Source organism: Sphingomonas lutea, from assembly GCF_014396785.1.
GTDB classification, from domain to species: domain Bacteria; phylum Pseudomonadota; class Alphaproteobacteria; order Sphingomonadales; family Sphingomonadaceae; genus Sphingomicrobium; species Sphingomicrobium luteum.
Genome location: NZ_CP060718.1, coordinates 2,220,074 through 2,235,818 on the forward strand (window position 1 = coordinate 2,220,074; position 15,745 = coordinate 2,235,818).

23 protein-coding genes and 2 pseudogenes are annotated in these 15,745 nt (G+C 64.0%); all 25 read right to left on the minus strand.

The features are described 5' to 3' along the window. Positions 1 to 53: 53 nt before the first annotated feature. The 25 genes and pseudogenes from secY to fusA all read right to left on the minus strand — a co-directional run bounded on the left by secY (position 54) and on the right by fusA (position 15,737). Entirely contained in the window at positions 54 to 1,421 is a 1,368-nt protein-coding gene (secY, locus tag H9L13_RS11495; RefSeq protein WP_187537812.1) for a preprotein translocase subunit SecY, read from the minus strand. Between the two features lie 128 nt (positions 1,422 to 1,549). Then, positions 1,550 to 2,098, minus strand: coding sequence for a 50S ribosomal protein L15 (gene rplO, locus H9L13_RS11500; protein ID WP_187537813.1), 549 nt, complete (start codon positions 2,096 to 2,098; stop codon positions 1,550 to 1,552). 30 nt (positions 2,099 to 2,128) lie between these two features. After that, on the minus strand, positions 2,129 to 2,404 hold the full coding sequence (locus H9L13_RS11505; RefSeq protein WP_187537814.1) for a hypothetical protein: 276 nt from the start codon (positions 2,402 to 2,404) through the stop codon (positions 2,129 to 2,131). 13 nt (positions 2,405 to 2,417) lie between these two features. After that, positions 2,418 to 2,612, minus strand: a complete 195-nt coding sequence (gene rpmD / locus H9L13_RS11510) for a 50S ribosomal protein L30 (RefSeq protein ID WP_187537815.1) — start codon at positions 2,610 to 2,612, stop codon at positions 2,418 to 2,420. A gap of 5 nt (positions 2,613 to 2,617) precedes the next feature. Beyond that, complete coding sequence (gene rpsE / locus H9L13_RS11515; protein WP_235090971.1) at positions 2,618 to 3,388, minus strand: 30S ribosomal protein S5; 771 nt, start codon at positions 3,386 to 3,388, stop codon at positions 2,618 to 2,620. 2 nt (positions 3,389 to 3,390) lie between these two features. After that, a complete protein-coding gene (rplR, locus tag H9L13_RS11520; RefSeq protein WP_187537816.1) occupies positions 3,391 to 3,744 on the minus strand; it encodes a 50S ribosomal protein L18 in 354 nt (117 codons plus the stop codon). A 3-nt stretch (positions 3,745 to 3,747) separates the two neighbouring features. Next, positions 3,748 to 4,281, minus strand: a complete 534-nt coding sequence (rplF, locus tag H9L13_RS11525) for a 50S ribosomal protein L6 (RefSeq protein WP_187537817.1) — start codon at positions 4,279 to 4,281, stop codon at positions 3,748 to 3,750. Next, entirely contained in the window at positions 4,281 to 4,676 is a 396-nt protein-coding gene (rpsH, locus tag H9L13_RS11530; RefSeq protein ID WP_187537818.1) for a 30S ribosomal protein S8, read from the minus strand. Before rpsH ends, rplF begins: the two co-directional genes overlap by 1 nt. A 10-nt stretch (positions 4,677 to 4,686) precedes the next feature. Beyond that, entirely contained in the window at positions 4,687 to 4,992 is a 306-nt protein-coding gene (rpsN, locus tag H9L13_RS11535) for a 30S ribosomal protein S14 (RefSeq protein ID WP_187537819.1), read from the minus strand. Positions 4,993 to 5,026: 34 nt separating this feature from the next. After that, entirely contained in the window at positions 5,027 to 5,545 is a 519-nt protein-coding gene (gene rplE, locus H9L13_RS11540; protein ID WP_235091344.1) for a 50S ribosomal protein L5, read from the minus strand. Positions 5,546 to 5,696: 151 nt separating this feature from the next. Beyond that, positions 5,697 to 6,017 (minus strand): 50S ribosomal protein L24, encoded by a 321-nt coding sequence (rplX, locus tag H9L13_RS11545; protein ID WP_187537821.1) that lies wholly within the window; start codon positions 6,015 to 6,017, stop codon positions 5,697 to 5,699. 2 nt (positions 6,018 to 6,019) lie between these two features. After that, positions 6,020 to 6,388, minus strand: coding sequence for a 50S ribosomal protein L14 (gene rplN, locus H9L13_RS11550; protein WP_126718414.1), 369 nt, complete (start codon positions 6,386 to 6,388; stop codon positions 6,020 to 6,022). A 171-nt stretch (positions 6,389 to 6,559) separates the two neighbouring features. Then, positions 6,560 to 6,805, minus strand: a pseudogene (gene rpsQ / locus H9L13_RS12860) (30S ribosomal protein S17); the annotation flags it as partial. A gap of 14 nt (positions 6,806 to 6,819) precedes the next feature. Next, on the minus strand, positions 6,820 to 7,044 hold the full coding sequence (rpmC, locus tag H9L13_RS11560) for a 50S ribosomal protein L29 (RefSeq protein ID WP_187537823.1): 225 nt from the start codon (positions 7,042 to 7,044) through the stop codon (positions 6,820 to 6,822). 1 nt (position 7,045) lies between these two features. Next, entirely contained in the window at positions 7,046 to 7,480 is a 435-nt protein-coding gene (gene rplP / locus H9L13_RS11565; protein ID WP_187537824.1) for a 50S ribosomal protein L16, read from the minus strand. Positions 7,481 to 7,501: 21 nt separating this feature from the next. Beyond that, positions 7,502 to 8,215 carry a 30S ribosomal protein S3 gene (gene rpsC, locus H9L13_RS11570; RefSeq protein WP_187537825.1) on the minus strand — a complete coding sequence of 238 codons (714 nt, stop codon included), beginning with the start codon at positions 8,213 to 8,215 and terminating at the stop codon, positions 7,502 to 7,504. Then, positions 8,215 to 8,592 (minus strand): 50S ribosomal protein L22, encoded by a 378-nt coding sequence (gene rplV, locus H9L13_RS11575; RefSeq protein ID WP_187537826.1) that lies wholly within the window; start codon positions 8,590 to 8,592, stop codon positions 8,215 to 8,217. Before rplV ends, rpsC begins: the two co-directional genes overlap by 1 nt. After that, positions 8,592 to 8,867: a 30S ribosomal protein S19 gene (rpsS, locus tag H9L13_RS11580; protein ID WP_187537827.1), complete on the minus strand. Its 276-nt coding sequence runs from the start codon at positions 8,865 to 8,867 to the stop codon at positions 8,592 to 8,594. Before rpsS ends, rplV begins: the two co-directional genes overlap by 1 nt. A 3-nt stretch (positions 8,868 to 8,870) precedes the next feature. Next, complete coding sequence (gene rplB, locus H9L13_RS11585; RefSeq protein ID WP_187537828.1) at positions 8,871 to 9,707, minus strand: 50S ribosomal protein L2; 837 nt, start codon at positions 9,705 to 9,707, stop codon at positions 8,871 to 8,873. Next, positions 9,707 to 10,027: a 50S ribosomal protein L23 gene (locus H9L13_RS11590; protein ID WP_187537829.1), complete on the minus strand. Its 321-nt coding sequence runs from the start codon at positions 10,025 to 10,027 to the stop codon at positions 9,707 to 9,709. Before H9L13_RS11590 ends, rplB begins: the two co-directional genes overlap by 1 nt. Then, positions 10,020 to 10,646: a 50S ribosomal protein L4 gene (rplD, locus tag H9L13_RS11595; RefSeq protein WP_187537830.1), complete on the minus strand. Its 627-nt coding sequence runs from the start codon at positions 10,644 to 10,646 to the stop codon at positions 10,020 to 10,022. The genes H9L13_RS11590 and rplD overlap by 8 nt, the downstream gene beginning before the upstream one ends. Before the next feature lie 276 nt (positions 10,647 to 10,922). Beyond that, a pseudogene (rplC, locus tag H9L13_RS11600) lies at positions 10,923 to 11,588 on the minus strand (50S ribosomal protein L3); the annotation flags it as partial. 175 nt (positions 11,589 to 11,763) lie between these two features. Then, complete coding sequence (gene rpsJ / locus H9L13_RS11605) at positions 11,764 to 12,075, minus strand: 30S ribosomal protein S10 (protein ID WP_187480673.1); 312 nt, start codon at positions 12,073 to 12,075, stop codon at positions 11,764 to 11,766. Between the two features lie 302 nt (positions 12,076 to 12,377). After that, on the minus strand, positions 12,378 to 13,568 hold the full coding sequence (gene tuf, locus H9L13_RS11610) for an elongation factor Tu (protein ID WP_187537832.1): 1,191 nt from the start codon (positions 13,566 to 13,568) through the stop codon (positions 12,378 to 12,380). Between the two features lie 75 nt (positions 13,569 to 13,643). Further along, positions 13,644 to 15,737, minus strand: coding sequence for an elongation factor G (fusA, locus tag H9L13_RS11615; RefSeq protein WP_187537833.1), 2,094 nt, complete (start codon positions 15,735 to 15,737; stop codon positions 13,644 to 13,646). Positions 15,738 to 15,745: the final 8 nt, after the last annotated feature.

The following is a 15,745-nucleotide window of genomic DNA, read 5'->3' on the forward strand; positions in this document are numbered from 1 at the left end:
CGCGGCTATGACAGGCTCAATCGCTACTCAGGATGAGCGGTTTTGAGAAGCCGCTAGCGCCGGCGCGGCGAAGTCTTGAGCTTCGCCTTCTTGATCAGGTCGCCATATTGGTGTGCGATCAAGTGGCTCTGTATCTGGCTGACGGTATCCATCGTCACGTTGACGACGATGAGCAGGCTGGTGCCCCCGAGCGCCAGCGCCAGCCCGGACTGGGTCAGCAGGATTTCCGGAATGAGGCAGATCAGCACCAGATAAGCGGCACCGACAACCGTGATGCGATTGAGGAGATAGTCGAAATATTCCTCGGTCGCCTTGCCCGGGCGGATGCCGGGGATGAAGCCGCCGTGGCGCTTCAGATTCTCGGCAGTTTCCTCGCTGTTGAACTGCACCGCGGTGTAAAAGAAGCAGAAGAAGGCAATGCCGAGGCCGTACAGCGTCAGATAGACCGGCGACCCGTTTTGCAGATAGCTGCTGGCCGTGATCAGCCAGTCGCCGGCGCCGCCATCGGGCGAGGCGCTGCTGCCGGCCCATTGCAGCACCGTCAGCGGCATAAGCAGGAGCGACGAGGCGAAGATCGGCGGGATGACGCCCGCGGTATTGAGCTTGATCGGCAGGTGCGAGCGCTCCTGCTGCATCCCCCGTGCGGTCTGGCGCTTGGGATATTGGATCAACACGCGCCGCTGGGCGCGTTCGACAAAGCAGATGAAGAGGACGAGCACGGCCGCAAGCACGACGAGGCCGACGATGAAGGTGGCGCTAAGGGACCCCGTTCGCCCCCCTTCGAGGAGCTGCGCAATGCCCTGCGGCAGGCCGGCGACGATCCCGGCCATGATGATCAGCGACACGCCATTGCCAATCCCGCGGCTGGTGATCTGCTCACCGATCCACATCAAGAACATGGTGCCGCCGACCAAGCTGATGGTGCCAGCAACGACGAACAGGGTGCCCGGCATGACCACCGCCTGGATGCCTTGCCGGACCGACTGGGTTTCGAGGCCGCGCACCGCCAGATAGCCCTGCACGAGCGTGATCGCGACGGTCAGGTAGCGGGTATATTGGTTGAGCTTCTTGCGCCCCGTTTCGCCTTCCTTGCGCAGCGCCTGCCACGGTCCGTAGAGCGTGGCGCCGAGCTGCACGACGATCGACGCCGTGATGTAGGGCATGACGCCAAGCGCGATGATCGAGAAACGTTCGAGCGCGCCGCCGGAAAAGGTGTTGAAGACGTCAAGGATGCCGCCGCTTTGCGTCTGGTAAAGCGATTGCATCGCGGCCGGATCGATGCCCGGCACGGGGATAAACGACAGCAAGCGGAAGAGGATCAGCGCGCCGAGCGTGAACCACAGCCGTTTCTTGAGCTCGGTCGCCTTGGAGAAGCTTGAAAAGCTGATGCTGGAGGCAAGTTGTTCGGCTGCGGATGCCATGTGTTCGTGATCCCCTAGGCTCTGCGGCTCATATAAGCCGCAATGCCGTCATTGCGAGCGCAGCGAAGCAATCCAGACGTTTGCGCTGTTGGATTGCTTCGTCGTTGCGCTCCTCGCAATGACGGTCTTCAGGCCTTCGCGCCCTTCGCGGACTGGCCGGCCAGGCGCGCTTCGCGGACCTTGCCCTTCTTGGCCGCGGCGAGTTCCGCCGGATTCTTGCGCTCGATGATTTCGACCGAACCGCCGGCCTTTTCGATCGCTTCGCGCGCGCCCTTCGACGCGCCGGCGACCTTGAGGTTCAGCTTGGCCTTGAGCTCGCCCTTGCCGAGCACGCGAACGCCGTCCTTGCCGCCGCGCGCCAGGCCGGCAGCCTTGAGCGCGTCATGGTCGAGCGTGCCCTTGGCGTCGAGCTTGCCGGCGTCGATCATCTTCTGGATCGCGCCCAGGTTCACCTCAGCATAATCGCGCGCGAAGATGTTGTTGAAGCCGCGCTTCGGGATGCGCATGTGGAGCGGCATCTGGCCGCCTTCGAAGCCGGCGATGCTGACGCCCGAGCGCGACTTGGCGCCCTTGTAGCCACGGCCCGCGGTCTTGCCCTTGCCCGAGCCGATACCGCGGCCGACGCGCATCCGGCCCTTGCGGGCGCCATCATTGTCCTTGAGTTCGTTCAGTTTCATGTTCGTGCACTCGCTTTCGCTTTTGTCGCGCTATTCCATTTCAAAGAATGTGAAGCCAGCTTGGACCTCACCGTCTTCGAGCTCATTCGCCGGCTCGATCTCCTCAAAGTGGAGCGATGCTGGCGGATCGTCTGGGGACGAATTCGGCTTCAGTGACTGCAGCCTTTCATCCCCGCGGAGCAGGTCGAGCGCGACTTGCTCCGCATGTTCCTTGTCCTGCGCCTCCACAACTCGCGTGGTGTAAAAGCCAAGCAGTTGCCGGGCGCCCTCCACCTGCCCCGGGAAATTGTCCCCCGGATCAGGCATCGGAAATAGGGCACTAAGCTCCCTCGACGGTCAACAGGTGCGCTACCTTACGCACCTGCCCCATAACTTCGGATGTGGCCTCCACCTCCACCGTGCGGTGCAGCTTGTTGAGGCCGAGACCGACGAGCGTCGCGCGCTGCGTCTTGTCGCGGCGGATGGGCGAACCGGTCTGCGTGATCTTGATCGTCTTGGCTTTTTCCTGGGCCATCACTCTTACTCCACCGTCGCTTCGGCCTGAGCCTCGGCTTCGGCAACGCTGGCGCCGCCGCGGCCGAGCAGGTCGGCGACCTTCTTGCCGCGCCGCTGCGCAACCGCGCGCGGGCTGGTCTGATCCTTCAAGGCCTCGAAGGTCGCGCGGATCATATTGTAGGGGTTGGATGTCCCGACCGACTTGGTGACCACGTCGTGGACGCCAAGGCTTTCGAAAATCGCGCGCATCGGGCCGCCGGCGATGATTCCGGTCCCCGCCGGCGCCGTGCGGATCGTCACTCGGCCCGCGCCGAAATGGCCAAGGCCGTCATGGTGCAGCGTGCGGCCGTCGCGCAGCGGAACGCGGATCATCGCCTTCTTCGCCGCGGCGGTCGCCTTACTGATCGCTTCCGGCACTTCACGCGCCTTGCCGTGACCGAAGCCGGCGCGGCCCTTGCCGTCGCCGACCACGACGAGCGCGGCAAAGCCGAAGCGCTTGCCGCCCTTCACGGTCTTGGACACGCGATTGATGTGAACGAGCTTTTCGATCAGCTCCTCACCGCCATCGTCGTCGCCGCCACGGCCGCCACGGCGATCGTCACGACGGCCGCGGCCGCCACGATCACCGCCGCCACGGCCACGCCCGCCGCCGGGCCCACGAGGACCGCGCGGACCGCGTCCACGCGGCTCTTCGGCCTGGACCGGCTGTTCGGCCTGCACCTGCTCGGCAGCAGCCGGAGCCGCGGTTTCGGCCGTTTCGGTGCCGGCGTCCTTGGTCTGCGTTTCGTCTTGCATTCTTAAAACTCCAGTCCGCCTTCGCGCGCAGCTTCGGCGAGGGCCTTCACCCGGCCATGGAACAGAAAGCCGCCACGATCGAACACGACGCTCGACACGCCGGCCTTCTTCGCCCGCTCGGCCAGTGCCTTGCCGACGGCGGCAGCCCCGTCACGGGTCGCACCGGTCTTGCCCTTGAGATTCTTGTCGAGGGTCGAAGCCGCAGCGAGGGTCTTCCCCGCGGCGTCGTCAATGACCTGCGCGTAGATGTGCCGGCCCGAACGATGGACGGACAGCCGCGGCTTGCCCGAGGAACGCGCACGAAGCGCGGTCCGGACTCGGCGGCGGCGGCGATCGAAGAGGGAGAGGTTGGCCATGGCTTACTTCTTCTTGCCTTCTTTGCGGAAGATGTACTCGCCGCGATACTTGATGCCCTTGCCCTTGTACGGCTCGGGCTTACGCCACCGGCGGATTTCGGCCGCGACCTGGCCGACCTTTTGCTTGTCGATGCCGCTGATCTCGACCGTATTCTGGTCGGGGGTCTTGACCTCGACGCCGTCCGGCACCGGGAAGTTGACGTCGTGGCTGTAGCCGAGCTGCAAGCGCAGGTTCTTACCCTGGGCCTGGGCGCGATAGCCGACGCCGGTGATTTCCAGCACCTTGGTGAAGCCCTCGGTGACGCCGACGACGAGATTGTCGACCAGCGTCCGCTGCATGCCCCAGAAGGCGCGCGCTTCCTTGGTCTTGTTGGCCGGCTTCACGAGGATGCCGTCGTCGCCGATTTCATAGGCGATTTCGTCGCGCATCTGCAGCTGAAGGGTGCCCTTGGGCCCCTTCACCGACAGGATTTGCCCTTCGGTGGTGGCCGTCACGCCCTGAGGCAGCGGCACCGGGCGTTTTCCGATACGGGACATTAGAATACCTCCGCCAGCACTTCGCCGCCGACATTCTGCTCGCGCGCCTCGGCGTCCGACAGCACGCCTCGCGGGGTCGACACGATGATCGTGCCGAGGCCGTTGCGGATGTGCGGCAGCTCCTTGGCGGCCGAATAGACACGGCGACCGGGCTTCGACACGCGCGCCAGATGATGGATCGCGGGCTGCCCTTCAAAATATTTGAGCTCGATGCGAAGGCCCTTCTGGCCGGCCAGCTCTTCTTCCGTATAGCCGCGGATATAGCCTTCGCGCTGAAGCACATCGAGCACGTTGGCGCGCAGCTTCGACGCCGGCGTCAGGATCGAATCCTTCTTCGCCGACTGGCCGTTGCGGATGCGGGTGAGCATATCGCCCAGGGGATCGGTCATTGCCATAAACTTGCCCCTACCAGCTCGACTTGGTCACGCCGGGGATCAGGCCCTTGTTGGCCAGTTCCCGAAGCATGATCCGCGACAGACGGAACTTGCGGTAATATGCGCGGCTGCGGCCGGTCAGCTCACAGCGGTTGCGGACGCGCGTCGGATTCCCGTTGCGGGGAATCTCCGCCATCTTCAGCCGCGCGATCAGCCGCTCGGTATCGTCCGCCGACTTGTCGTCCGCGACCGCCTTCAGCTTCGCGTACTTCGCCGCGTGCTTCTGAACGAGCTTCTTGCGCCGCTCGTTCTTATTGATCGAACTCAGTTTCGCCATGACTTAAGTTCTTCTCCTCATCGCAGGCACGCCCTTAGGCGGCCTGCTTTTCCTCTGCTTCCACGGGGAACGGAAAGTTGAACAGGCGCAGCAGTTCGCGCGCTTCTTCATCCGTCTTCGCGGTGGTGGTGACGATCACATCCATGCCCCGGACCTTGTCGATCTGATCGTAGTTGATCTCGGGGAAGATGATCTGTTCCTTGAGGCCCATGGCGTAATTGCCACGGCCGTCGAACGACTTAGGGTTGAGCCCGCGGAAGTCGCGAACGCGCGGCAGCGCGATCGTGACCAGCCGGTCCAGGAATTCGAACATGCGGTCGCGGCGCAGGGTGACCTTGCAGCCGATCGGCATGCCTTCGCGCAGCTTGAACTGGGCGATCGACTTCTTGGCCTTGGTGATCACGGGCTTCTGGCCCGAGATCTGCTGCATTTCGGCAGCCGCGGTCTCGACCTTCTTCTTGTCCTGGGTCGCTTCGCCAACGCCCATGTTGATGACGATCTTTTCGAGCCTGGGAACCTCGAGACGGTTCTTGTAGCCGAACTTCTCGGTCATCGCCTTGACGATGCGAGTTTCATAATCGGCCTTGAGGCGCGGCGTGTAGGACGAATCCTGCTTCGCCTTGCCGGCCTTCTTCTCGGCAGCCGGCGCCTCCGCAGCCGCGGTATCGACCGCGCTATCGGCTTCCGGGGCCTTCTTTTCCTTATCAGCCATGGATCAGCTCTCCAGACTTGGCGGCGACACGGACCTTCTTGCCGTCACGCTCTTCAAAGCGGACGCGGGTCGCCTTGCCCGACTTGGGGTCGGCAATGGCAACGTTGGACACGTGAAGCGGTGCTTCCTTGCGCTCGATCCCCCCTTGCGGGTTGACCTGCGACGGCTTGCGATGGCGCGCGTGGACGTTCACGCCCGACACGACGACCTTCATTTCCTTGGGCATCGAGCGGATGACTTCACCCGTCTTGCCCTTGTCCTTGCCCGACAGGACGACGACGCGGTCGCCCTTGCGGATCTTAGCGGCAGCCATGGTTACAACACCTCCGGTGCAAGGCTGATGATCTTCATGTGCTTGCGGGCGCGAAGTTCGCGCACCACCGGGCCGAAGATACGGGTGCCGATCGGCTCCTCGTTCTTGTTGACCAGCACAGCGGCGTTGGAATCGAACCGGATCACCGAACCGTCGGGACGGCGGATATCCTTGGCCGTACGGACGATGACCGCGCGATGCACGTCACCCTTCTTCACGCGGCCGCGCGGCGCGGCTTCCTTGACGCTGACGACGATGATGTCGCCAACGCCGGCAACGCGGCGCTTGGAGCCGCCCAGCACCTTGATGCACTGGACGCGCTTGGCCCCGCTGTTGTCAGCGACGTCCAGGTTGGACTGCATCTGGATCATTGTTCGACCCTACCCTCTATCTAAACTTGCTCAGGCGTCCGCTTCGACGACGTCGTCGGCCTTGGCCTTCTTCGTCGACTTCTTGGCGGTCTTCTTGTCGGCTTCGTCCGTTGCCGCCGGCTTGGCCGGGGCATCGGGGGTGAGGTCCGGCTCGGCGATCTCGACCGCGACCGCCTTGGCCGCGCCGATCCGCTCGACGACTTCCCACGACTTCAGCTTCGAAATCGGGGCGCATTCCTGGATGCGCACCTGCTCGCCCGCCTTGTAGGCGTTGCCATCGTCATGGGCGTGATACTTCTTCGAGAGCTTGATGATCTTGCCGTACAGCGGGTGCTTCACCCGCCGCTCGACGCGGACCACGACGGTCTTGTCACCCTTGTCGGACACCACGGTGCCGGTGAGGACGCGCTTGGGCATGTTCCTATATCTCCTTACGCGCCGGCGGCTTGCGACTTGGTGCGCTGGTGCTGAAGCGTGCGGATGCGGGCGATGGTGCGGCGCACCTCGCGCACCCGGCTCGGCTTCTCGAGCTGGTTGGTCGCGGCCTGGAAGCGTAGGTTGAACTGCTCACGCTTGAGCTCGATCAGCTGCGACTGCAGCTGGTCGTCGGTCGCGACCTTCAGGTCGTCCTTGGTCTTGGCCTTCTTGGCAGCCATCTTACTTTTCCTCTCCCGCCAGGGTCTCGCCGAGCCGGGCGACGACCTTGGTCTTGATCGGCAGCTTCTCCGCCGCCCGCTCGAACGCGGTCTTGGCGAGATAGCCGGGGACTCCGTCGAGCTCGAACAGGATGCGGCCCGGCTTGACGCGGGCGACCCAGAATTCGGGACTGCCCTTACCCGAGCCCATGCGGACTTCGGCGGGCTTCGACGACACGGGCACGTCCGGGAAGATGCGGATCCACAAACGACCCGAACGCTTGATGTGACGCGTGATCGCGCGACGGGCCGCTTCGATCTGGCGCGCGGTGATCCGCTCGGGCTCCATCGCCTTGAGGCCGAAGGCGCCGAAGTTGAGCTCGGTCCCGCCCTTGGCGTTGCCGTGGATCCGGCCCTTGAAGGCCTTGCGGAATTTGGTGCGCTTAGGCTGCAACATGATCGACTATCCTCTTAGCGCTTACCGGTTGCCGCGTTCTTCGCGCGCCGGACGGACGCCGGAGGTCTGAGCCTCCATCATCAGCCGGTCCTGAGCGAGCGGGTCATGGCCGAGAATCTCGCCCTTGAAGACCCACACCTTGACCCCGCAGACACCGTAAGCGGTGTGCGCGGTGGCTTCGGCATAATCGACGTTACCGCGCAGCGTGTGCAGCGGAACGCGGCCCTCGCGGTACCATTCGGTGCGCGCGATTTCCGCGCCGCCGAGACGGCCGGCACAGGTGATCCGGATGCCTTCGGCACCGAGGCGAAGCGCTGACTGGACCGCGCGCTTCATGGCGCGGCGGAAGGCGATACGACGCTCGAGCTGGTCGGCGACGCCCTGGGCGACGAGCTTGGCGTCGACTTCGGGCTTGCGGATCTCGACGATGTTCAGGCTCACTTCCGAGCTCGTCATGCGGCCGAGCTCTTTCTTGAGCTTCTCGATGTCCGCGCCCTTCTTGCCGATGATCACGCCCGGGCGCGCGGCATAGATGGAAATGCGGCAGGTCTTGGCCGGACGCTCGATCACCACCTTCGAGATCGCCGCCTGGGGCAGCTTGTCGATGATGAAGCGGCGGATCTTGAGATCTTCGAGCAGCAGGCGGCCGTAATCCTGGCCTTCCGCGAACCAGCGGCTGTCCCAGGTACGGTTGATCTGCAAACGCAGCCCGACAGGAGAGGTTTTCTGACCCATTATGCTTCTTCCTGCTCGCGCACGACGACGCGGATGCGGCTGAACGGCTTGACGATGCGCGACGAGCGGCCGCGCGCACGGGTGGCGAAACGCTTCATCGAGATCGACTTGCCGACACTCGCCTCGGCGACGACGAGGGCGTCGACGTCGAGATTATGATTGTTCTCGGCATTGGCGACGGCCGACGCGAGCACCTTGTAGACATCCTCGCTCATCCCTTTGGGGCTGAACTTGAGGATGTTGAGCGCCTGTTCGACCTTCTTGCCGCGGATGAGACCGGCGACGAGGTTGAGCTTGCGCGCCGACCCGCGGATCGTGTTGCCGACCGCGAGCGCTTCCTTGTCGCCGACACGGCGGGGTGCGACTGGCTTGGACATTAGCGCTTGCCCTTCTTGTCGGAGGCGTGGCCGTGGAACGTCCGCGTCGGCGCAAATTCACCGAGCTTCATTCCGACCATGTCTTCGTTGACCGACACCGGCACGAACTTGCGGCCGTTGTAGACGTTGAAGGTCAGGCCGACGAACTGCGGCAGGATGGTCGAACGGCGCGACCAGGTCTTGATCGGCGCGCGCTTCGAATTGTCCTGCGCAGCTTCCGCCTTCTTCAGCAACGAAAGCTCGACGAACGGACCTTTCCAGATGGAACGGGCCATGGCTTAACCCTTCTTCTTCGCGTGACGGCTGCGGATGATGAACTTGTCCGTTGCCTTGTTGTGACGGGTGCGGGCACCCTTGGTCGGCTTGCCCCACGGGGTGACCGGGTGACGGCCGCCCGAGGTCCGGCCTTCACCACCGCCGTGCGGGTGGTCGACCGGGTTCTTGGCGACGCCGCGGGTCAGCGGGCGCTTGCCCAGCCACCGCGTGCGGCCCGCCTTGGCCAGCGTCTGATTGGCGTTGTCGGGGTTCGAAACTGCACCAACGGTCGCCATGCAATCCGAGCGCACGTAGCGCTGCTCGCCTGAATTCAGCCTGACGATGACCATTCCGCGGTCACGGCCGACAACCTGCACATACGTGCCGGCGGCGCGGGCGATCTGGCCACCCTTGCCGGGCTTCATCTCGACATTGTGGACGATCGTGCCGACCGGCATCTGGCCGATTTCCATGGCATTGCCCGGCTTCACGTCGACCTTCTTGCCGGCGATGACCTTGTCGCCCGGGGCAAGACGCTGCGGCGCGATGATATAGGCCTGCTCACCGCCTTCGTAGGTGACGAGCGCAATGAACGCCGACCGGTTGGGGTCGTACTCGAGCCGCTCAACCGTCGCAGCGACGTCCCACGTGCGGCGCTTGAAGTCGATGATGCGATACTTCTGCTTGTGACCGCCGGCGATTCCGCGCGACGTCACATGGCCCTTGTTGTTGCGGCCGCCGGTCTTGCGCTTGCCTTCGGTCAGCGCCTTGACGGGCTTGCCCTTCCACAGCGCCGACTTGTCGACCAGGATCAGGCCGCGACGGGCCGGAGAGGTCGGCTTATATTGCTTGAGAGCCATTACGCCTTAGCCCCTTCGGTGATGTCGATCGACTGACCAGCGGCCAGCGTGACGATCGCCTTCTTTTCATCCGAACGCTGATAGGGACGCCCCTTCCAGCGCTTCGATTTGCCCTTGGTCACGAGCGTGTTCACACCAGTGACCGTCACGCCGAACAGCGCCTCGACCGCGGCCTTGATCTCCGGCTTGGTGGCCTTCGACGCGACTTTGAACACGACCGCATTATGCTCCGACAGCATCGTGGATTTCTCGGTGATGTGCGGGCTCAGCACGACGTCGAAATGACGCGCGTCCGGCGCCTGCTGCTGCTTCTTAGCCATTGAACCGGGCCTCCAGCTTTTCGACCGCGGCGCGGGTCAGGACCAGCGTCTCGTGGCGCATGATGTCGTACACATTGGCGCCCGCCGCCGGCATCAGGTTGATGCTCGACAGGTTCGACGACGCGCGGGCGAAGCCGACGTTCAGGGCTTCACCGTCGATGACCAGAGCAGTCTGACCGAAACCCAGCTTGCCGAGGCGGCTCTGCAGTTCCTTGGTCTTGCCTTCCGGAAGATCGAGGTTGTCGATCACGACCAGATTGCCGTCCTTGGCCTTGGCCGACAGCGCCATCTTGAGGCCGAGCGCACGGACCTTCTTGTTCAGGCTCGACGCGAAGATACGGGCACGCGGACCGTGCGCCTTGCCGCCACCGATGAAGATCGGGGCGCGGCGATCACCGTGGCGAGCCGTACCGCCGCCCTTCTGGCGACCAAACTTCTTGCCGGTGCGATTGACCTCGCTGCGCTCCCGCGCTGCACGTGCGGGGGCACGGCGGTTGACCAGCTGCCACGTGACGACGCGGTGCAGGATGTCGGCGCGCGGCTCGACGGCGAAAATCTCGTCGTTGAGCTCGATGTCGCCGCCACTCTTGGCGTCGAGGGTTTGGACCTTGACCTTCATGGCTTAGCCTTCCTTGCCTTCGTCGGCGTCGGAGGCGGGCTTGGCAGCCTCCTCGACCGAAGCGGCTTTCTCATTGTCCTCGGCCTGGGCCGCGTCGGCGGCGTCAGCCTCGGCCGCCTCGGCGGCTTCCGCAGCAGCGGCCGCGCCGGCTTCCTGCTCAGCAGCGATCGCCGCGACTTCCTCGTCGCTCGGGAGCGCCGGAATTTCGTGCACGGCGGCGTCATCGACCAGGCCCGCTTCGGGGATGTCGGCTTCGCTCAGCTTCTTCTTGTCGAGGATGCCGGCGGGATAGGGCACGTCGTCGTGGCGCGGCAGCTTGATCGCGTCGGTGACCGTCAGCCACGAACCCTTGTGACCGGGAACCGAGCCTTTGATGAACAGCAGGCCGCGGATCGGGTCCGTACGGACGACCTCGAGGTTCTGCTGGGTGCGATTGCGGGCGCCCATATGGCCCGCCATCTTTTTGTTCTTGAACACGCGGCCCGGATCCTGGCGGTTGCCGGTCGAACCGTGCGAGCGGTGCGAGACCGAGACGCCGTGAGTGGCGCGCAGACCGCCGAAGTTCCAGCGCTTCATGGCGCCGGCGAAGCCCTTGCCCTGCGTCACGCCGGCGACGTCGACGAACTGGCCGGCGACGAAATGCTCGGCACTGATTTCCGCCCCGACATCAAGCAGCGCATCGTCGGCGACGCGGAATTCGGCGACTCGCGCCTTGGGCTCGACCTCGGCCTTGCCGAACGCGGCGCGCTGCGGCTTGGCGACATTCTTCGCCTTGGCCTTGCCAGCGCCGAGCTGAACGGCGGTGTACCCATCACGATCGGCCTCGCGGCGGCCGACGACTTGCAGCTCGTCGAGCTGAAGCACGGTGACGGGCACGTGCCGGCCGTCCGCCTGGAACAGGCGGGTCATGCCGACCTTCTTCGCGATCACGCCGGTGCGCATGATCATACTCCTCCACAGAGGCACACGAGGCCAATCCCCGCGTGCGTGCAGCCCAAAAATTCTTGCGTGCCCCGCCTGGGCCAATGCCTCGCAAATGCGAGACGGCGGGGACGCAGCCCGGAGAGAACCTCCGGCGGTATCCTCGTTTTTCGTCGCCGGAACGACGCGCCAGCGCCTACGCCAGCTTGATCTCCACATCGACGCCGGCGGCGAGGTCGAGCTTCATCAAAGCATCGACCGTCTGCGGCGTGGGCTGCACGATATCGAGCAGCCGCTTGTACGTCCGGACCTCAAACTGCTCGCGCGACTTTTTGTCGACGTGGGGCGAGCGGTTGACGGTGAACTTCTCGATGCGCGTCGGCATGGGAATGGGTCCGCGAATAAGAGCACCCGTGCGGCGCGCCGTATCGGCGATGTCGCCCGTCGCCTGGTCGAGCACTCGATGATCGAAAGCCTTCAGGCGAATCCGGATGTTCTGCGTTTCCATGTCCCTACCGATGCGAAAGAGCCGACGAGCTGTTTCCAGCCCGAAAACAAGAGGCCATACCCGTTTGACCCCGGCGAACCGGAACGGACGACCCCATCTCTGATTTAATGCGACGCGAACGAATCCCCGTCTGTGGAGGCGCCTCTACAGAGGAGCGGGGATGAGGTCAACCGCTGTGCGTGTGGGAAAACAGACATTAGCCGCAGCCATTGCATGGAACGAAACCGCCAAAAGAAAAGGCCCGGTGCTTCGGGTGAAGCACCGGGCCCATTTCCTCGGTCTAACGCTCGAGAGCGCGAGGCTTACTTCGAGATCGTGCCGACGACGCCGGCGCCGACGGTGCGGCCGCCTTCGCGGATGGCGAAGCGGAGGCCCTGGTCCATCGCGATCGGGGCGATGAGCTTCACGCCCAGCGACACATTGTCGCCCGGCATGACCATCTCGGTGCCTTCCGGCAGAACCACTTCGCCCGTCACGTCGGTCGTGCGGAAGTAGAATTGCGGACGATAGTTGGCGAAGAACGGCGTGTGACGGCCGCCCTCGTCCTTCGACAGGACGTAGACTTCGGCCGAGAAGTCGGTGTGCGGGGTGATCGAGCCCGGCTTGCAGAGAACCTGCCCGCGCTCGACGTCCTCACGGCCGACACCGCGGAGAAGCGCGCCGATGTTGTCGCCGGCCTGGCCCTGGTCGAGCAGCTTGCGGAACATTTCGACGCCGGTGACGACGGTCTTCTGAGTGTCGCGGATGCCGACGATTTCGACTTCCTCGCCGACCTTGACGATGCCCTGTTCAACACGGCCGGTGACGACGGTGCCGCGGCCCGAGATCGAGAACACGTCTTCGATCGGCATCAGGAACGGCTTGTCGAGCGGACGCTCCGGAGTCGGGATCCAGTCATCGACCGCCTTCATCAGCTCGAGGATCTTCTCGTCGCCGATATTGGCGTCGCGGTCTTCGAGGACCGCGAGGGCCGAACCGGCCACGATCGGAATGTTGTCGCCGTCGAAGCCGCGCTTGGAAAGCTCCTCGCGGATTTCGAGCTCGACGAGCTCGAGCAGCTCGGGATCGTCGACCTGGTCGACCTTGTTGAGGAAGACGACCATCGTCGGGACGCCGACCTGCGCCGCGAGCAGGATGTGCTCCTTGGTCTGCGGCATCGGGCCGTCGGCGGCCGAAACGACGAGAATCGCGCCGTCCATCTGCGCGGCACCGGTGATCATGTTCTTCACATAGTCGGCGTGGCCCGGGCAATCGACGTGCGCATAGTGGCGCGCTTCGGTTTCATATTCGACGTGCGCGGTCGAGATGGTGATGCCGCGCTCGCGCTCTTCCGGCGCCTTGTCGATGTTGGCGAAATCGACGGCTTCGCCGCCACCATGCTTCGACAGCACCTTGGTGATCGCCGCGGTGAGCGAGGTCTTGCCATGGTCGACGTGACCGATGGTCCCGATGTTCACGTGCGGCTTGTTCCGCTCGAATTTCGCCTTAGCCATTTTACGCCTCTTCTTCTCTCAGGAAATCGGGCGGTCCGCCCGCATCGCGAGCGCGCCCATAGCAAAAAAATCAGGTTACGCCAGCTTCGCCTTCACCTCGTCGGCGACGTTCTGCGGCACTTCTTCGTAATGCGAGAACTGCATCGTATACTGCGCCCGCCCCTGCGTGAACGACCGCAGCTGGTTGACGTAGCCGAACATGTTGGCGAGCGGGACCATCGCTTCGACCGACTGCGCGTTGCCGCGGCTGTCGGTGCCCTGGATCTGGCCGCGCCGGCTGTTGATGTCGCCGATGACGTCGCCGAGATAATCCTCCGGCGTCACCACCTCGACCTTCATGATCGGCTCGAGAAGCTTGATGCCGGCTTTCTGGGCCGCCTCGCGCATCGCGCCGCGGGCACAGATTTCGAACGCCAGCGCCGAGCTGTCGACGTCGTGGTACTTGCCGTCGATCAGGTGCACTTCGAAATCGATGATCGGAAAGCCGATCAGCGATCCCGTCTCGGCCGTCTCGCGCAGGCCCTTTTCGACCGAAGGGATATATTCCTTCGGCACGTTGCCGCCCTTGATCTCGTCGAAGAACTGGAAGCCCGAACCGCGCTCGCCCGGGATGACGTTGATCTTGATCTCGCCGAACTGCCCCGAACCACCCGACTGCTTCTTGTGGGTGTAGGTCAGCTCGACCGGCTTGCCGAGATATTCGCGGTAGGCGACCTGCGGCGCGCCGACATTGGCCTCGACCTTGAACTCGCGCTTCATGCGATCGACGAGGATCTCGAGGTGGAGCTCGCCCATGCCCTTGATGATCGTCTGGCCCGATTCATGGTCGGTCGAGACGCGGAACGACGGATCTTCGCGGGCGAGGCGGTTCAATGCTACGCCCATCTTCTCTTGGTCGGCCTTGGTCTTGGGTTCGACTGACAATTCAATCACCGGATCGGGGAATTCCATCCGCTCGAGGATGATCGGCGCGTTGATGGCGCAGAGCGTGTCCCCGGTCGTGGTGTCCTTGAGGCCCGCGAGCGCGACGATGTCGCCGGCATAAGCCACCTGGATGTCCTCACGATCGTTGGCATGCATCAGCAGCATGCGGCCGACCTTTTCCTTCTTGTCCTTGACGCTGTTCATCACCTGCGACGCGGTTTCGAGCTTGCCCGAATAGATGCGCGCGAAGGTCAGCGTGCCGACGAAGGGATCGTTCATGATCTTGAACGCCAGCGCCGAGAAAGGCGCGTCGTCGTCCGACGGCCGCGAATCCTCGTCACCGTTGGGAAGGAGGCCCTTGATCGCCGGAACGTCGAGCGGGCTCGGCAGATAGTCGACGACCGCGTCGAGCAGCGGCTGGACGCCCTTGTTCTTGAAGGCCGAGCCGCAAACGACCGGCACGAAGGCCATCGCCAGCGTGCCCTTACGGATCAGCTTCTTAAGCGTCGCCGTGTCGGGCTCATTGCCTTCGAGATAGGCTTCCATCGCCTCGTCGTCCTGCTCGACGGCAAGCTCGATGAGGTTCATGCGCGCCTCGGCGGCCTTGTCCTTAAGGTCGTCCGGAATGTCCTGATATTCGAACTTCGCGCCGAGGCTTTCTTCAAGCCAGATGATGGCGCGGTTTTCGACCAGGTCGACGAGCCCCTTGAAGCCGCCCTCGATGCCAATCGGAAGATAGAGCACGGCCGGACGCGCGCCGAGGCGGTCGATGATCGACTGCACGCAATATTCGAAATTGGCGCCGGTGCGGTCCAGCTTGTTGACGAAGCACATGCGCGGAACGCCGTACTTGTCGGCCTGGCGCCACACCGTTTCCGACTGCGGCTCGACGCCGGCAACGCCGTCGAAGCAGGCGACCGCGCCGTCGAGCACGCGCAGCGAACGCTCGACCTCAATGGTGAAGTCGACGTGGCCCGGCGTGTCGATGATGTTGATGCGGTGCTCTTCGCCCTTGCCCTCGTTGGCCGACCAGAAACAGGTCGTCGCCGCGGACGTGATCGTGATCCCGCGCTCCTGCTCCTGCTCCATCCAATCCATCGTAGCGGTGCCTTCGTGCACTTCGCCGATCTTGTAGGACTTGCCGGTGTAATAAAGGATACGCTCGGTCGTCGTCGTCTTGCCGGCGTCGATGTGCGCCATGATGCCGATGTTGCGATAGCGTTCGAGCGGATGGCTGCGGGCCATTTTCTTTG

Coding starts and splice junctions, on each gene's coding strand:
- rplP (WP_187537824.1), bottom strand. CDS start 7,480: ATGTTGCAGCCTAAGCGCACCAAATTCCGCAAGGCCTTCAAGGGCCGG.
- rplN (WP_126718414.1), bottom strand. CDS start 6,388: ATGATCCAGATGCAGTCCAACCTGGACGTCGCTGACAACAGCGGGGCC.
- fusA (WP_187537833.1), bottom strand. CDS start 15,737: ATGGCCCGCAGCCATCCGCTCGAACGCTATCGCAACATCGGCATCATG.
- rplB (WP_187537828.1), bottom strand. CDS start 9,707: ATGGCTCTCAAGCAATATAAGCCGACCTCTCCGGCCCGTCGCGGCCTG.
- rpsC (WP_187537825.1), bottom strand. CDS start 8,215: ATGGGTCAGAAAACCTCTCCTGTCGGGCTGCGTTTGCAGATCAACCGT.
- rplE (WP_235091344.1), bottom strand. CDS start 5,545: ATGACCGAGAAGTTCGGCTACAAGAACCGTCTCGAGGTTCCCAGGCTC.
- rpsN (WP_187537819.1), bottom strand. CDS start 4,992: ATGGCGAAACTGAGTTCGATCAATAAGAACGAGCGGCGCAAGAAGCTC.
- rpsE (WP_235090971.1), bottom strand. CDS start 3,388: ATGCAAGACGAAACGCAGACCAAGGACGCCGGCACCGAAACGGCCGAA.
- rpmD (WP_187537815.1), bottom strand. CDS start 2,612: ATGGCCCAGGAAAAAGCCAAGACGATCAAGATCACGCAGACCGGTTCG.
- rplO (WP_187537813.1), bottom strand. CDS start 2,098: ATGAAACTGAACGAACTCAAGGACAATGATGGCGCCCGCAAGGGCCGG.
- H9L13_RS11505 (WP_187537814.1), bottom strand. CDS start 2,404: ATGCCTGATCCGGGGGACAATTTCCCGGGGCAGGTGGAGGGCGCCCGG.
- rpsJ (WP_187480673.1), bottom strand. CDS start 12,075: ATGGAAACGCAGAACATCCGGATTCGCCTGAAGGCTTTCGATCATCGA.
- H9L13_RS11590 (WP_187537829.1), bottom strand. CDS start 10,027: ATGGCTAAGAAGCAGCAGCAGGCGCCGGACGCGCGTCATTTCGACGTC.
- tuf (WP_187537832.1), bottom strand. CDS start 13,568: ATGGCTAAGGCGAAATTCGAGCGGAACAAGCCGCACGTGAACATCGGG.
- rplD (WP_187537830.1), bottom strand. CDS start 10,646: ATGAAGGTCAAGGTCCAAACCCTCGACGCCAAGAGTGGCGGCGACATC.
- rpmC (WP_187537823.1), bottom strand. CDS start 7,044: ATGGCTGCCAAGAAGGCCAAGACCAAGGACGACCTGAAGGTCGCGACC.
- secY (WP_187537812.1), bottom strand. CDS start 1,421: ATGGCATCCGCAGCCGAACAACTTGCCTCCAGCATCAGCTTTTCAAGC.
- rplF (WP_187537817.1), bottom strand. CDS start 4,281: ATGTCCCGTATCGGAAAACGCCCGGTGCCGCTGCCTCAGGGCGTGACG.
- rpsH (WP_187537818.1), bottom strand. CDS start 4,676: ATGGCAATGACCGATCCCCTGGGCGATATGCTCACCCGCATCCGCAAC.
- rplR (WP_187537816.1), bottom strand. CDS start 3,744: ATGGCCAACCTCTCCCTCTTCGATCGCCGCCGCCGCCGAGTCCGGACC.
- rpsS (WP_187537827.1), bottom strand. CDS start 8,867: ATGGCCCGTTCCATCTGGAAAGGTCCGTTCGTCGAGCTTTCGTTGCTG.
- rplX (WP_187537821.1), bottom strand. CDS start 6,017: ATGGCTGCCGCTAAGATCCGCAAGGGCGACCGCGTCGTCGTCCTGTCG.
- rplV (WP_187537826.1), bottom strand. CDS start 8,592: ATGTCCAAGCCAGTCGCACCCCGCCGTGTCGGCGACAAGGAAGCGCTC.